We start from the raw sequence: 14,477 nt of genomic DNA on the forward strand, positions 1-14,477 counted from the left end.
CGGCGCGACCAGCTTCCCATATGCTCGGTTCTATCGAAAGTGATTGCAGCACAGACATTTACAGAGTCGGATCATGTGATTCGATAGCCGCCGATCCGATATTCCGATCGGGCGGGCCAGTAGAACATCTCCCGCGCGGAATCCGCCGATTCAACCCCGGAAAGATACCTTCCGGTCGATTTCGGTGTACGCGGTCGACGGGCCCGCGTCCCGATCCGATCCCACCGAATATTTCGATCTCGCAGATTCCAAACGCTGCGTGACCGAAGTTTATGTAGTTGGTTTACCCCATACGGGATGTCGACGGTGGAGACAGGTGGGCGTATGGCATATCCCTTGGACTTGGCGCATCTTCGGACCCTGCTGGCCATCGCCGACACCGGAGGTTTCCGGCGCGCGGCCGACGCGCTGTACCTGAGTCAGCCGACGGTCAGTCAGCACATCCGGCTCTTGGAACGCCGACTCGAGCGGACCATCATCGAAAAAGGCGGCCGCGGTACACGTTTCACCGCGGACGGGGAGCGATTCGTCGGCGAGGCCAGGGCGCTGCTGGCCGCGCACGACCAGATGCTCGAACGCTTCGTCGCCGTCGATCCGGACCGGATCACGATCGGTTCCACCGAACACGCCGCCGACCGGCTGCTCCCGGAACTGCTCGGCGTCCTGCGCGGCGCCTACCCCGGCGTGTACGTGCACTTCCGCATCGACCGCTCGACCAGTCTCACCGAATCGGTGGTGAAAGGCGCGCTGGATCTGGCTGTCGTCCTCGGGGGCAGCCCCGAACCCGTCGGCGCCGCCGTCGGCGAACTCCGGCTGCGCTGGGCCGCGGCGCCCAGCTGGCGGATGGCCTCCGGACGGGGCCCGATCTCGCTGCTGGCCTTCGAGGAACCGTGCACCCTGCGCAAGCGAGCACTGCACCGGCTCGCCGAACTCGGCTACGACGTATCGGTCACCGCCGAATCCGGCAATCTCGACGGCGTCATGGCGGCCGCGCAGGCCGGCCTCGGCGTGGCTCTGCTCCCCTTCCACAGCGCACTTCCGCCCGGCTTGGTCGAGGTGCCGGAACTGCCCGCGATGGGAAGCATCGACGTACGTCTGGTGGCGCGGCGCGGACTCGGACCCGAAATCGAACTCACCGCTGTCGAAGCGATCACTACACATTATCGATCGATGACCGATCGGCAACTGAGAGGCGTCGCATAGCGGCGGGAGAGGACAACTGTGACCGAGGGACCAGCTGCCCAGGAATCCGCGCCGCCACCCGGACCGGCCACACGCGACTGGCGCCACGAGGGCGTGCGTGTCATCGCAGCCGACCAGCTCCACACCGACACCGCTCAGACGCCCGGGATGGATCGCGCGGCGGCCATCGATCGGGCGCGCGTCGGCGCGCAGCATATCTGGGCGGGCACGGTGACCATTCATCCCGACGCCAAAACCGGCGTGCATCACCACGGCGCGCTCGAGAGCGTGATTTATGTTGTGCGCGGGCGCGCGCGGATGCGGTGGGGGGAGCGGCTGGAATTCGTGGCCGAGGCCGGGCCGGGCGATTTCATCTTCGTGCCGCCGTATGTGCCGCATCAGGAAATCAACGCCAGCACCGACGAAGCGCTGGAATGCGTACTGGTGCGCAGCGACAGTGAAGCGGTCGTGGTGAATCTCGACATCGAGCCGGTCGAGAAACCCGAGGCCGTGCACTGGACCGACCCGATCCACCACCATCCCTGATCCCTCGGGCGCCGCCGCCTTGCGACAGAGCCCGAGTCCGGGCGAAATCGACGATGGTCGCGGCGATCAACCGGAGTCCGGCCTGCGGACGCGAGCGCTCGGGCAGCAGGAGGAGGTTCAACTCCACAGAGTCACATGCATTTTCGGGCGAAATCGCGCGACGCCCACGCCCCACGGTTGCTCGCGCAGCAGCGCCGGATGCGCGGCGGTGCCCGCCGGCGGACTGTCGGGGCGCGCGACCGAGATGATCTGGTACTTCAGGAACGGCCGGGCGGCGATGGTCGTGTCGGAGTTCTCCGGCCCGGGCCCCAGCGCGATGTCCACCGCACGGGTCTCGATCAGACAGCGGAACCGGCTGGTGGGGCGCACACTCAGCTCGACTGCCAAATCTTTCGCCCGCGCTCTCTGGCCGCCGCATGGACGGAGCCGAGCCGCACCACGTTCGAATAGGCCCGAAGTTGGGCGGGCGTGACGATCCGAGTCTAGTTTGGACGTGGACGCGGTGCCTACCGCCGAATCGCGCGCGGAGGACGCATCATGCAGGACCTGCTCACGGATCTGATGGCAGTCTGGAACGCCGGGGGCACGGCCGGGTTCGCGACGGTCGTGCGAACCTTCCGTTCGGCGCCGCGACCGCCCGGCGCGGCCATGGTCGTCGCCCCGGACGGGACGGTCGGCGGTTCGGTCTCCGGCGGCTGTGTCGAAGGCGCGGTCTACGACCTCGCCACCGACGTCATGCGGACCGGTCGTCCGGTGCTGCAGCGGTACGGGTTCTCCGACGACGACGCGTTCGCCGTCGGCCTCACCTGCGGCGGCATCATCGACGTCTTCGTCGAAGCGATCTCCCGGGAGACGTTTCCCGAACTCGGCGAGGTCGCCGCGGACATCGCCGAGCACCGGCCGGTCGCGATCGCGACCGTCATCGAACACCCGGACTCCGCTCGGATCGGGCGACGGCTGCTGATCCGGCCGAACGAGGCGCACGGCACGCTGGGGTCGGCGCGCACCGACGACGCGGTGATCGATGACGCGGGCGGGCTGCTCGCGGCGGGCCGCAGCGAGGTGCTGTCGTATGGCCCGGACGGGCAACGCCGCGGCGAGGGCATGGCGGTATTCGTCTCCAGTCATACCCGGCAGCCGCGGATGCTGGTGTTCGGGGCCATCGATTTCGCCGCCGCCGTGGCGCAGCAGGGATCGTTGCTCGGATACCGGGTGACGGTGTGCGACGCGCGACCGATCTTCGCCACCTCGGCCCGGTTCCCGACCGCCGACGAGGTCGTCGTCGACTGGCCGCACCGCTACCTGGCCGCGCAGATCGCGGCAGGCGCGGTCGATTCGCGGACCGTGGTCTGCGTGCTGACCCACGATCCCAAGTTCGACGTCCCTCTGCTCGAGGTGGCGCTGCGGGCGCCGCAGCTCGGCTACGTCGGCGCGATGGGGTCGCGCCGCACGCACGACCAGCGGCTGGCGCGCCTGCGGCAGGCCGGTGTCACCGAGGAGCAACTCGGCCGGCTCGCCAGCCCGATCGGGCTCGATCTGGGCGGCCGGACGCCGGAAGAGACGGCGGTGTCCATCGCTGCCGAGATCATCGCGCGGCGCTGGGGCGGGCACGGGGGTTCCCTCACCCGGACCGGCGGACGGATTCACCACACCGCGCCGAGAGCGGATTGAGTAATCGTTTGATCCGGTGTGGCCCGGGCCAACGCGAAGGTGATCGACCGGCACGGCGGCACGCACATCGGCCGATGCCTCGGCGCGCTGCTCGCGACACCATCCGGTAACGCGATACGCGGCGCCGTCGTCGTCATCGCATCGGATGGCTGGGACAGCGATGCCCCCGAGCTGCTCGCCCGCGCGATGGCCCGGATCAGACGCCGGCCCCGGCGAGTCCGGGTTCCGGCCGACCACCGGTGCGATGGCGGCCGCCCTGCCGTTCTGCGACACGATGATGCCCGCGCACACGCCGGCGGAGATACCCGCGTTCGTGCGAGTTCTGGCATCACCGGCGACGCGCGCTGACCCGGTGCATCGGGGTCAGTGGGCGGGGATCGGAAACAGCCACGTCAGCGCCGCGAGGCTCTTGTCGAGATACCGGTGAAGGCCGTTCTCGAGCCCGTAGGCCATATCCTCCAACACGCTGCACCTGGCATAGAACGCAGCGCGCGCCCGGATCGCCCGCAGGTCGTGGGCAGTGGTCCGGTAATTCTCCAGCGCTATGGCCAGGGCAGCTGGGCCGAGGTCTCGGTAGATGAGGCCGAAATCATAGGCCGGATCGACAATCGCGGCATCACTCCAATCGATGACGCCGGTGACCGTTCCCGAAACCGGTTTCACGAGAACGTGTTCGATCCCCAAATCGTTGTGGGAGAACACCAGGCCACAGCGATCCGGCATGGGCCCTGCTTCGAGGAATGTCTCCACCACCGAACGATGCGCCTGCGGCACCGTGCCGACGATCGCATCGTAGGTCCGGGCGGCCTCAGCACGCCACACTGCCTCCGGCTGGTCGTCGGTGTCCACCAGGTCCGCCATCCGGTCGAGGGGAACGGCATGCAGAGCGGCGAGGAATCGACCGAGCACTGCGGCGATCGACCGCACATGGGCCGATCGCCGCGACGCGGGCAGGTCGATCAGCGGGCTGCCAGGAAGTTTGAAATACGCCAGGCACCCCTGCTCGACCACCACGAAACGCGGCTCAGGTACCGGAAGGGGCGAGATATCCGCGACAGCAGCCAGAAGACCGGCCTCATCGGTCACCTGCGCGGCTCGGCTTTCCAGATCGGGTTCCTTACCGAAGCGCACGATCAACTCGCCATTGACGTCATAGGCAACGTTGTCCTCCCCTTCCCCCAGCAGTACTACCGAGTCGATCCGATAGTCGGGCAGTTGCTCGGCCATGACATCCCGGACACCTACGGCACGATCGCCGTCGCGAACTCCCATGCCACGACTCTAGAACCCGTGAGTCCGCCCGCCTCGGTCCTTGCCGTTCCGCAACGGGACTGTCGCCGGCTCCGCACCGAGCCCCGGTACCCCAATGCCGGACATCCTGGGCCGTCCCGCGAAGGCGGACGGGTGGGCGACAACGTTGCGGCGGTCCGCGGACGGTTTCCGGCAGACCGATCGGCCACACGTAGACTATTCAGTCACCGACCATCGACGATACGAATTCGAGCGGGGACTCCATGGCCACCCAGAAAACGCAGGCGACCGTACCCGACACCACCGACCCGGTCGAGTGGGCGCACCATTACTGGACCGAGCAGGGGCTGGAAGGCGACGAACAACGTTTCCTGGCCATGTCTTCGCTACTTCGCTATCAGCGTCTCGTGATCGACCCGGTCGAGACGCAACTGCGCAAGCACCGCCTGAACCTCACCGACTACCTGGTGCTGATGACACTACAGCTCAGTGACAGCGGCACCCGACTCGTAAGCAACCTCGCTCGTAGCCTCATGGTGCATGCCACCACCGCGACGCTCGCCACCGACCGGCTGCAGAAACGCAGGCTGATCAGCCGCAAGCCGCACCCCACGGATCGGCGCGCCACCCTGGTCTCGATCACGCCGACCGGCCGCAAGCTTGTGTTGAAGGCCAATTCGTCACTCACCGACATCGGGTTCGGTCTCGGCGAGGCAAAACCGGAGGACGTCGGTCGCCTCATCGAACTTCTGAGCGAGCTCCGCAGCGCCGCCGGTGATGCGCGGGCAACGACCGGTACCAGGTGACCGAGCCGGACGCGGCTCTCCCCCGGCCACAGCAGCACGATTTCTGACTACAGGTGCAATCGTCGGCGGCCCCGTCTGGATCGGTGATGCGCGCCGCGGGCGTAACGGTACCCCGGCCACCCGACAGGAACCAGCGCCACTTGGTCGACCGAACCGCTCCGAAGAGGTAGCGACGCCCTCCCGAGCTCCGAACCGGTATGCCGGTGCTCTACCATCCGGCCGGGATCGGACGAAGAGCGTTCACCTGGGGAATATCGGTGGACTCCACGTTGAGCGCGCATGTCGGCATCCCTGATCAGGCTGGTCACCGCGCTGCCGACTGCCGCGCGCGACGCGTCCGCTCGCACCTCAGCGCCGATGACACAAGGACAACGCACGGTTAACCGTGGCGACCCCACCCCGCAAGAATAACTACACTTGTAGATTATTTATTATTCGACCACTGACGATAGAGTCGTTCACGACCATAAGTATCGGCCGTTCGGCAGGAGTCGTATGTTCACGTGGTTCACCCGGATGATCTCGGGCCTGCTGGCAGGAACGGCGTTGCTCCTCGCGCCCACGGGCTGTTCCACGGCGCCGGACCAGGGGACTCCGGCCGTCGTCCAGCCCGCGACCGCTGTACCGAGGCTGTCCAGCCTCGACAACTTCCGGGATGTCGCAGGTAGTTCCGGTGGGTATGCCACCACCGACGGACGACACCTCAGAACGAACGTCATCTACCGCTCCAACGCCCTGACTCCGAACGAGACCGACCTGGCCACCCTCACACAACTGCATCCCAGCACCGTGTACGACCTGCGCACTCCGGATGAGTCCAGTGCTACACCGGATCACCTGCCCGCCGCAACGGCATACCGGCAGATCTCGGTGATCGGCGACGGCCGGGAGCTCAACGCCTCCCTGGCTGCGCTGACCTCGGCCGAAGACGCGTACGACGTGATGCGGGGCCTGTACCGCGGCTTCGTCGCCGGCACCACCGAACGGCAGGCGTTCGCCGCCCTGCTGACAGGGTTGGCGAACGAGAACGGACCGGTTGTCATCCACTGCACCGCGGGCAAGGACCGAACCGGCTTCGCCACGTATCTGCTGCACCAGATGGCGGGCGTGTCGCCCGAGGTCACGATGACCGATTTCCTCGAATCCAATCAGCGCAGCGCGCAATCCATCGCCCGGACTCTCGACTCGCTGCGACAGAGCCGAGGACCGGCCGTGGCCGACGCGATGACACCGATGCTGACCGTCGATCGCAGCTACCTCGAGACAGCGATCACCGAGATCGAGTTGCGGTACGGCAATGTGACGAACTACCTCCACGCAGGATTGGGTCTCCAGGACAGCACCCTGCAGACCCTTCGTCAGCGACTGATCAGCGCATAGTCAGCAGGTCCGGTCCATGACGATGTCATTGCGACTCGAAGCCTTCGATCCCATTGCAGGACGGCTACACTGAGATATATATTACGTATGATAGTCTAAGGTTAGACTATTTACAACAAGTCTTTTAGGAGATTCTGGTGGCCACTGCTCAGAACGACAAAGAACAATTCGTCCTGGACTTCTTCGCGGGCATGGGCCCGGACCTGGCCGCGTTCAAACGGACCTACCAGGAGTTCTTGGCCGAGGACGTCGAGTGGGAGAGCGTCGGTTTCGATCACCACCCGAATCTGCAGGACTCGCTGAAGTATCTCGACACGCTGGCCGAGCAGACCGGCATGGCCTACTGCGACATCAACGTCATCAACATCGGCTCGGCCGGTGATCTCGTCTTCACCGAGCGCGTGGACACTATGCGCAAGGCCGATGGCACCAAGATCATGGATTTCCGCGTCGCCGGTGTACTCGAGGTGCGCGACGGCAAGATCCATCGCTACACCGACTACCTGGACAGCCTCGGGACCGCGACCCAGCTCCAGTCGCTGGCTCAGGAGATGGGACACACCGCGGTCGCCGGCTGAAACAGCCCGTTCCGCACAGAAAGTGGCCCGGTGGAGATCTGCGCAGATCCGCCGGGCCCGAGGCGACGATCAACTTCCTATGGGCGGCGCAGAGTTCGTGATTTCGGACAGCGATCGTTCCCGAGTCCCGGGCTCGGTGCGCGGCGGGCGAGCACAACGAGGTGCTCGCCCTCCGCTTTTCGTCGGTGACTCTCCAACTCTCCGAGACAGGCACGCGCCTGATCTCCAGACTCGCCCGCAACCTGCTGGTGCATGCGACAACGGCCACCTTGGCCACCGACCGGCTGGAAGGCAAGGGCGTGCTCCAGCGCAGCCCACACGGTCCGCTGGTGACGCCTGAGTTCCCAAGGGTGCCACGGACACCGGCATATACTCTATGAAACGAGTATCTGCCGGACGATCACACCGACACCCCTAGGAGCCGGCATGCCCCGCCACATCCTTCTCGTTCACTCGACCCCCACGGACGGCCGCGACGTCGAGTACAACACCTGGTACGACACGGTTCACCTTCCGGATGTTCTCCAGGTTGAGGGCTTTGTCGCGGCGCGCCGGTTCGTCGCCGCACCGAGCATCCACGGCGACATGCCAGAGCTGCCCTACCTCGCCATCTACGAGATCGACACCGACGATCTCCCCACCGCGCTGGCCGCGCTCTCGGCCGCCGCCAAGGACATGGAGATCCACCCCTCCTTCGATCGCTCCTCCCAGCAGACCTTCGCTTTCACCGCGATCACAGAAGCGACACCGAACTCACTGCACGGCAAGTGACCGGCACCGCATCCCGCGACCGCGCCGAGCGACCGGCGTGTCGTCCAGCATGGCGGAGCAGGAGCGACGGGAGCTGCGCCGGCGGGAGTCCGTCCACCGAATGGATCGCCCGATGGTGGCCTACGCCGTGTGACCGGTCGAGCCGCCGTGGTGCGGCACCGGCCCACCGTCATGGTGTGGCACCGGCGTCCCGGCATGCTGCGGCCCCGATATCCCGCCGTGGTGCGGCGCGGGTCGACCCAGCGGCATCTGCGGCGCCGGTGGCGCGGGCGGAGTGAATCGCAGAATTTCCGAGAAACCTCGGAAGCCACCGGGAATGGGCACTTCCACCGGGACATCGGGTGCGCCTGGGGACAACGGCTGTGCGGCGGCGGGAGTGGCGGTGAGCACCGCTGTCCCGGCGACAACCGCCGCGGCGATCGTCCGGGCCTGCCATGAACCACGGCGCGAGCGTTGATCAGGTGGAAAATCGGCGTCTGATGCCATGATGCGGCCCTCCGATCTGCGTCGGCAGGCCCGGTGCGGCCCATCCGGTAGCACGGGCCGTCACCCAGCCTCGAATTCGTTCGAAACACCACGGTGCTTGCGGTCCACTGGATCCGGGGAGTCATGGTCCCGCACACACTCGACGAGCCCGCGCGGGACACACGGCGGGGAGATAACGAAAAATTAAACGAGTGTCAGGCATTCGATAGCGCCGACGAATGCCCGAACCAGCACCGGCGCGCTGACGCCGTTTCAACAGGTGCCCGACGATATTGTCGGCCGGCCGCCGGCGTGCCGCTTCGTCGAGTACGTCAGCCATGGTGCCGATCCCATCGTCGTCGTCCAGGTAGGCCGAGCCACGAGTTCACTGTCGGTGTGCCACGTCGCTGCGGACCCGCGACGGCCGCTGACCAAGCCTTCCCGGACCGAAATGAAGCTCGCGCTGCGCGGGGTGTCGGTCGTCTGCCCGTTGTCCGTCTCCGCGGTCGCGGCGACATTCGTCGTCACCCACGCTCGGGCGCACGCTCCCCGCGGTGCGGCCAAAGGCTATTTCGCCGATCTATCGCCTCGGCGTACGAACCGCGGGCGACGGCATGACCGCGGCGCTGCTCGACCTGGGTTACGCGGTGTGCCGGGAATTGGCGGCGGAACGTCCGAAGACGGCATTGTGGTGCAGGTGAGCGCGCACCAGTCGGTGGACGAGGCCGCCGCCGTCGTGGTGGCCGCCGAGCGGAATCTGTGCTGAACCACCACGATCGGCGACCAGGACGACCCGGTCCGCGGACATCGTCGACCGCGAAACGGCGCGCAATGCGGGCTCACCGGAATTCCGCCGCCACTTGGGTAGATTCCCCCGCGATGTCCAGACTCCCCACCACACCAGGTGCGAACGACGTGACCGACGCCGCGGTACCCGCCTCGATGGTCGGGCGCCGATATCGCAGCGGCTATCTCTACGAGGTCGCCCGCGAGAAACTCCGCGAGTACGCCCGTGCGGTGCGCAACCATCACCCGGCGCATTGGTCGGAGGACGGCGCGGCCGACTTCGGCTACCACAGCCTCGTCGCGCCGCCGACCTTCGGCGCGGTGCCCGGGTATCTCGCCTACGCCGAAGTGTTCGACACGATCCTGCCCGGCTACGACTTGAGCCGGACCATCCAGACCGATCAGATGATCGAATTCCACCGCCCGCTGCTGGCCGGCGACCGGATCGGTTTCGACATGTGCCTCGACTCGTTCCGGCACGCGTTCGGCGGCGACCTCATCGTTCTGCGCCAGACCATTGTGGACCAGGACGATCGGCCGGTCCTCACCTCCCGGACCAGCTTGGTCGGGCGGGCCGACGAGGCCCTGCCGACCTGGTTCGACGCGGTGGTCATGCAGGGAGTACGCCCAGAGGCACGGCAGCAGCGCCGCGTCCCGCCCCCGCGCTACGTCGGGGACGACAGCGAGCCCGCACACCGGACGCCGCCCCCGCCGGCCAGTCCGCGGGTACGGCGGTTCGACACCGTGCGCACCGGAACAGAGCTTCCCGGACGCACCCTCACGGTGAGCCGAGGCGACCTGGTCAATTACGCCGGAGTGGCGGGAGACCCGAACCCCATCCACTGGAGCACCGCGGCAGCTGCCAGGATGGGGCTGGAAACCGTTGTCGCGCAGGGTCTGTACACCATCGGGCTCAGTGTGGACCTGCTCACCTCATGGCTGGGTGACCCCGGCGCCCTGCGCTCCTACAACGTGCGCCTGACCAATCCCGTGCACGTCGGCGCGACCGGCGGCCGGATCGAGTTCTCGGGCCGGGTGAAACACCTGGATCCGGACACGCGCACCGCCACCATCGCGGTCACCGGCCGGCACGATGGACACAAGATCTTCGGTCGCGCGACGGCCGAGGTCGTCCTCTCGTGATCGCACCGCCCGTGGCGCCGGCGGAATGGATGTGTTTGGGCCGGAGCAACGCGGGCACGTTGGAGGCGGAGTTCGCACCCGCCGGGATCGGCGGACGCGACCTCGGCACTCGATCGAGTGGGCAACCGGCCTGCTCGCACCCGAAAGGACCGGTATCTGTCGTGGTTGTGCTTCTTGCTGTGATCGGCTCGGCTTCCCTTGCCGTCATCGCGGTCCATGCCACGGTCGTCGCACGCAGCTTGGCGGAACTGCGCTCTCCGCGCCGCGCAGGCGCGGTCCGCGACGACGAGCGGAACACCGCGCGGCTGACGGGCACCATGGTCTGATCCTCCGGCGCCTATTCCGCGCCCGCCTCCGCTTCTGCGCAGGTGAACACCGTCATGTCTCGGCCGGGTGGAGAATCGGATACGATCTTGACTGCCTCTCGGTCCAGCAAACGGCCGCTGAGACAGTCGGCGTGCGCTGAGGCCGCCTTTGGCGATCGGAGGCCGGGTTGTCGGTGTTCACCGACGACGGCGGTAGTGCTGTCACTCGTTGCGCCGCAGGCGCGCCCGGCGGTGCCGATGCGGCGTGACGGGGCGGATGACGATCCCGAGGTGCTCGTCGGCGCGGATTGGCCGTGGCAGCAACCTTCGGTACTCCTGATCGAGGACGATCCGGGGGATGCTCTGCTGGTCGAGGAACTGGTCGTGGACGGCGCGCCGGGTCTGCGGCTGGACTGGGTCCGGTCGCTGGCAGAGGCCGCCGAGCACCTCGCCGCCGCCGAGCCGGACTGCGTGCTACTGGACCTGCATCTGCCCGATGCCAACGGGCTCGAGGCCGTGGAGCGTATCCGCGCACACACCGACCAGGTCGCGATCGTAGTGATGACCGGGCTCGACCAGGAGCGGACCGGGCTGGCCGCGGTCGCGGCGGGAGCCCAGGATTACCTGGTCAAGGGCCGGGTCGAGCCCGAACTGTTCGGGCGCGCCGTGCGCTACGCGATCCAGCGCAAGCAGGCCGAGCGCACCAGCGCGGCCCTACAGGCGAGCAATATGCGCGCGCAGGAGAACGCCCGACTGGAACGCGGACTGCTGCCCACCCCGCTGCTGCGGGGACAGCGGGTCGTCGACGTCGTGGCGCGCTACCGTCCCGGCCGGGCGCATTCCCTGCTCGGCGGCGATTTCTACGATGTCGTGCAGGACGCGGACGGCACGGTGCACGCCGTCATCGGCGACGTCTCGGGCCACGGCCCGGACGAGGCGGCGACCGGCGTGGCGTTGCGCCTCGCCTGGCGCACTCTGGTGCTGAGCGGGGTGACCGGCGCACGGCAACTTCGGCTGCTGGAGCAAGTGCTGCTGGCCGAACGCACCGGCAGACAGACCTTCGCGACGGTCACGAGCCTGGTGTTGCATCCGGGCGACCGCCGCGCACAGGTCCTGCGGGCCGGGCACCCGGGGATGCTGCTGCGCTCGTCCTCCGGATTGACCTGGGTGGAGGTGCCCGGCGGGCCTGCCCTCGGCTTCCTGCCCGGGCGCGCCGAGTGGCCCGTCCACGAGGTGGACCTGCCGCTGGGCTCCGGGCTGATGGTGTTCACCGACGGCCTGTTCGAGGGACGGGTCGGGACAGACCGGGAACGGCTCGGCGAGCAGGGGCTGCTGGAGGTCGCAGGCGCCGTGCGAGCCGCGGATCCCGATTGGTTCGTCGACGAGCTGATCGGCCGCGTGGAGGCACTGGCTGGTGCGTCCGGCGGTCTGGACGACGATGTCGCCATTCTGTATCTGGAATGGAACGGCGACCGACGAGGACAGGACCAGAACCGATGACGAGCAAGACCGGGCGACCGCCGCTGAGCGCGCGGTTGACCGCCCAGGCCTGGTTCCAGCTGGTGCTGGCCGCGATGGTGCTGGTGGTGATCATCGGCACCGTGGCGGGCGCGCAGGTGATCGCGCAGACCAACCGCGTGACCGATCGGCTGCTCGACAAGTCGCTACCCGCGGCGGCCGAAGCCTACCGGTTACAGAGTGCCCTGGTGGACCAGGAGGCCGGCCTGCGCGGCTACGGGATCACCGCCGACCCGCAGTTCCTGCAGCCCTACCGGGACGGCACCCGCGACGAGGCGCAGGCGGTCGCCCGCCTGCGGGAGTTGCTTGCCGACCGGCAGCCGCTGCTCGACCAACTGGACGCCGTGGAGCAGTCCGCGCAGCGGTGGCGCACCGAGTACGCGGAGCCGCTGGTCACGGGGTTGGCAGTGGGCAGCGATCCGAGTGCCCCGGCCCGGGGCAAACCGCTGTTCGACGAACTGCGGACGCGTTTCGACGCGCAGAACAGCAGTCTCGCCGCGGCCATCGCGCACGACGAAGACGAACTCACGCACACCCGCACCGTCCGGGACGCCGTGCTGGCCGGGATGGTGATGGCGTTCCTGCTGACCGGCGTGCTGCTGACCGTGCTGATCCGGCGCTTGATCGCCCGTCCCCTCGGTTACCTCACGGACGCGTCGCTGCGGGTCGCTGGCGGCGACTTCGATCATCACATCGACGCCCACGGCCCCGCCGACGTGGCGTCCGTCGCACGCGCCGTGGAGAGCATGCGCCGCCGCATCGTGGCCGAGCTGGACTCCTCGCGCGCCAAGGAAGCGGTGCTCGCCGAGCAGAAGACCGATCTCGACCTGCAGGCCGTCGAATTGCGCAGATCCAACGCCGAGCTGGAGCAGTTCGCCTACGTCGCCTCGCACGATCTGCAGGAGCCGCTGCGGAAGGTGGCGTCGTTCTGCCAGTTGCTGGAGAAGCGCTACGGCGACCGACTCGACCAGCGCGGCAAACAGTACATCGACTTCGCCGTCGACGGCGCCAAGCGGATGCAGGTGCTGATCAACGACCTGCTCACTTTCTCCCGCGTGGGCCGCATCACCGACCGCGCCGAACCCACCGGCCTGGGCCAGTCCCTGGACAAGGCCCTGACCAATCTGTCCGCGGCGATCGACGACACCGCCACCAGCATCCGGCGACCGGATGAGCTGCCCGAGATCGTCGGCGATCCGACGCTGCTGACCATGCTGTGGCAGAACTTGATCGCCAACGCGATCAAGTTCCGCGAGCCCGACCGCGCACCGCGGATCGAGATCACCTGCGAGCCGGCCGAGGACGACAACGGCTGGCTGCTGTCGGTCTCGGACAACGGCATCGGAATCGCGCCCGAATTCGCCGAGAAGGTGTTCGTCATCTTCCAGCGGTTGCACAATCGGGAGGAGTACACCGGAACCGGTATCGGGCTGGCCGTCTGCAAGAAGATCGTGGAATATCACGGCGGCCGGATCTGGATCGACACCGATTACACCCGGGGCGCCCGCTTCTGTTTCACGTTGCGCACCGCCGATTCCGACCCCACCACCCGTACCGCCGACCTTCCCGCCCGTGAAGGAGCCACCGCATGACCACGCCCGGCCGGCCCATCGACATCCTGCTCGTCGAAGACGATCCCGGCGACGAGCTGATGACACGAGAAGCCTTCGAGGACAACAAGATCGGAAACACCCTGCATGTCGCCAGGGACGGCGAGGAGGCGCTCGAATTCCTCTATCGCCGAGGACGGCACGCGGACGCGCCGCGGCCGGATCTGATCCTGCTCGACCTGAACCTGCCCAAGTACGACGGCAGGCAGGTGCTGGAGAAGATCAAAGCCGACCCCGAGCTGTCGCACATCCCGGTGGTCGTGCTCACCACCTCGGCGGCCGAAGAGGACATCCTGCGCAGCTACCGGCTGCACGCGAACGCGTATGTCACCAAGCCGGTCGACCTCGACCAGTTCGTCGCCGCCATCAAGCAGATCGATGACTTCTTCGTCCAGGTCGTCCGATTGCCGCGCCCGACACTCTGATGACGCTCGCCGCAGTACCCCGGCCGTTTCCCGGGTCTGC

General features: G+C 67.4%; 15 protein-coding genes and 2 pseudogenes. 15 read left to right on the forward strand and 2 right to left on the reverse strand.

Translation table 11 applies throughout. The features are described from left to right. The first annotated feature begins 324 nt into the window (after positions 1–324). Positions 325–1,203 carry a LysR family transcriptional regulator gene (locus tag ACT89H_RS08430; protein ID WP_445107951.1) on the forward strand — a complete coding sequence of 293 codons (879 nt, stop codon included), beginning with the start codon at positions 325–327 and terminating at the stop codon, positions 1,201–1,203. Positions 1,204–1,350: 147 nt separating this feature from the next. Further along, positions 1,351–1,728: a cupin domain-containing protein gene (locus ACT89H_RS08435; RefSeq protein ID WP_445107952.1), complete on the forward strand. Its 378-nt coding sequence runs from the start codon at positions 1,351–1,353 to the stop codon at positions 1,726–1,728. Between the two features lie 162 nt (positions 1,729–1,890). Here the strand turns inward: ACT89H_RS08435 and ACT89H_RS08440 are convergent. Further along, positions 1,891–2,130: pseudogene (locus ACT89H_RS08440) on the reverse strand (LysR substrate-binding domain-containing protein); the annotation flags it as partial. Between the two features lie 135 nt (positions 2,131–2,265). Between ACT89H_RS08440 and ACT89H_RS08445 the strand changes: the two are divergent. Together ACT89H_RS08445 and ACT89H_RS08450 are read left to right on the forward strand one after the other, a co-directional pair. Then, entirely contained in the window at positions 2,266–3,399 is a 1,134-nt protein-coding gene (locus tag ACT89H_RS08445) for an XdhC family protein (RefSeq protein ID WP_445107953.1), read from the forward strand. Between the two features lie 39 nt (positions 3,400–3,438). Next, a complete protein-coding gene (locus tag ACT89H_RS08450; protein WP_445108259.1) occupies positions 3,439–3,747 on the forward strand; it encodes a VWA domain-containing protein in 309 nt (102 codons plus the stop codon). A 15-nt stretch (positions 3,748–3,762) separates the two neighbouring features. On the opposite strand, the gene ACT89H_RS08455 is transcribed toward ACT89H_RS08450, so the two are convergent. After that, on the reverse strand, positions 3,763–4,626 hold the full coding sequence (locus ACT89H_RS08455; RefSeq protein ID WP_445107954.1) for a phosphotransferase family protein: 864 nt from the start codon (positions 4,624–4,626) through the stop codon (positions 3,763–3,765). A 287-nt stretch (positions 4,627–4,913) separates the two neighbouring features. Between ACT89H_RS08455 and ACT89H_RS08460 the strand changes: the two genes are divergently transcribed. The 11 genes and pseudogenes from ACT89H_RS08460 to ACT89H_RS08510 all read left to right on the forward strand — a co-directional run bounded on the left by ACT89H_RS08460 (position 4,914) and on the right by ACT89H_RS08510 (position 14,437). Next, positions 4,914–5,456, forward strand: coding sequence for a MarR family winged helix-turn-helix transcriptional regulator (locus ACT89H_RS08460; RefSeq protein WP_445107955.1), 543 nt, complete (start codon positions 4,914–4,916; stop codon positions 5,454–5,456). A gap of 495 nt (positions 5,457–5,951) precedes the next feature. Continuing rightward, entirely contained in the window at positions 5,952–6,836 is an 885-nt protein-coding gene (locus tag ACT89H_RS08465; protein ID WP_445107956.1) for a tyrosine-protein phosphatase, read from the forward strand. A 137-nt stretch (positions 6,837–6,973) separates the two neighbouring features. Beyond that, positions 6,974–7,414 carry a limonene-1,2-epoxide hydrolase family protein gene (locus ACT89H_RS08470; protein WP_445107957.1) on the forward strand — a complete coding sequence of 147 codons (441 nt, stop codon included), beginning with the start codon at positions 6,974–6,976 and terminating at the stop codon, positions 7,412–7,414. Positions 7,415–7,599: 185 nt separating this feature from the next. Then, positions 7,600–7,734, forward strand: a pseudogene (locus ACT89H_RS08475) (MarR family transcriptional regulator); the annotation flags it as partial. Between the two features lie 106 nt (positions 7,735–7,840). Continuing rightward, positions 7,841–8,185, forward strand: coding sequence for a hypothetical protein (locus ACT89H_RS08480; protein ID WP_445107958.1), 345 nt, complete (start codon positions 7,841–7,843; stop codon positions 8,183–8,185). 745 nt (positions 8,186–8,930) lie between these two features. Continuing rightward, a complete protein-coding gene (locus ACT89H_RS08485; protein ID WP_445107959.1) occupies positions 8,931–9,416 on the forward strand; it encodes a hypothetical protein in 486 nt (161 codons plus the stop codon). Positions 9,417–9,529: 113 nt separating this feature from the next. Further along, on the forward strand, positions 9,530–10,579 hold the full coding sequence (locus tag ACT89H_RS08490; protein ID WP_445107960.1) for a fused (3R)-hydroxyacyl-ACP dehydratase subunits HadA/HadB: 1,050 nt from the start codon (positions 9,530–9,532) through the stop codon (positions 10,577–10,579). Positions 10,580–10,740: 161 nt separating this feature from the next. Next, on the forward strand, positions 10,741–10,905 hold the full coding sequence (locus tag ACT89H_RS08495; RefSeq protein WP_445107961.1) for a hypothetical protein: 165 nt from the start codon (positions 10,741–10,743) through the stop codon (positions 10,903–10,905). 237 nt (positions 10,906–11,142) lie between these two features. After that, entirely contained in the window at positions 11,143–12,384 is a 1,242-nt protein-coding gene (locus ACT89H_RS08500) for a PP2C family protein-serine/threonine phosphatase (RefSeq protein WP_445108260.1), read from the forward strand. Next, positions 12,381–13,994: a sensor histidine kinase gene (locus ACT89H_RS08505; RefSeq protein WP_445107962.1), complete on the forward strand. Its 1,614-nt coding sequence runs from the start codon at positions 12,381–12,383 to the stop codon at positions 13,992–13,994. The genes ACT89H_RS08500 and ACT89H_RS08505 overlap by 4 nt, the downstream gene beginning before the upstream one ends. Continuing rightward, complete coding sequence (locus ACT89H_RS08510) at positions 13,991–14,437, forward strand: response regulator (protein ID WP_445107963.1); 447 nt, start codon at positions 13,991–13,993, stop codon at positions 14,435–14,437. Before ACT89H_RS08505 ends, ACT89H_RS08510 begins: the two co-directional genes overlap by 4 nt. Positions 14,438–14,477: the final 40 nt, after the last annotated feature.

This window comes from Nocardia aegles (assembly GCF_052545135.1).

Coding starts and splice junctions, on each gene's coding strand:
- ACT89H_RS08430 (WP_445107951.1), top strand. CDS start 325: ATGGCATATCCCTTGGACTTGGCGCATCTTCGGACCCTGCTGGCCATC.
- ACT89H_RS08500 (WP_445108260.1), top strand. CDS start 11,143: ATGCGGCGTGACGGGGCGGATGACGATCCCGAGGTGCTCGTCGGCGCG.
- ACT89H_RS08490 (WP_445107960.1), top strand. CDS start 9,530: ATGTCCAGACTCCCCACCACACCAGGTGCGAACGACGTGACCGACGCC.
- ACT89H_RS08510 (WP_445107963.1), top strand. CDS start 13,991: ATGACCACGCCCGGCCGGCCCATCGACATCCTGCTCGTCGAAGACGAT.
- ACT89H_RS08460 (WP_445107955.1), top strand. CDS start 4,914: ATGGCCACCCAGAAAACGCAGGCGACCGTACCCGACACCACCGACCCG.
- ACT89H_RS08445 (WP_445107953.1), top strand. CDS start 2,266: ATGCAGGACCTGCTCACGGATCTGATGGCAGTCTGGAACGCCGGGGGC.
- ACT89H_RS08505 (WP_445107962.1), top strand. CDS start 12,381: ATGACGAGCAAGACCGGGCGACCGCCGCTGAGCGCGCGGTTGACCGCC.
- ACT89H_RS08465 (WP_445107956.1), top strand. CDS start 5,952: ATGTTCACGTGGTTCACCCGGATGATCTCGGGCCTGCTGGCAGGAACG.
- ACT89H_RS08455 (WP_445107954.1), bottom strand. CDS start 4,626: ATGGCCGAGCAACTGCCCGACTATCGGATCGACTCGGTAGTACTGCTG.
- ACT89H_RS08480 (WP_445107958.1), top strand. CDS start 7,841: ATGCCCCGCCACATCCTTCTCGTTCACTCGACCCCCACGGACGGCCGC.
- ACT89H_RS08435 (WP_445107952.1), top strand. CDS start 1,351: ATGGATCGCGCGGCGGCCATCGATCGGGCGCGCGTCGGCGCGCAGCAT.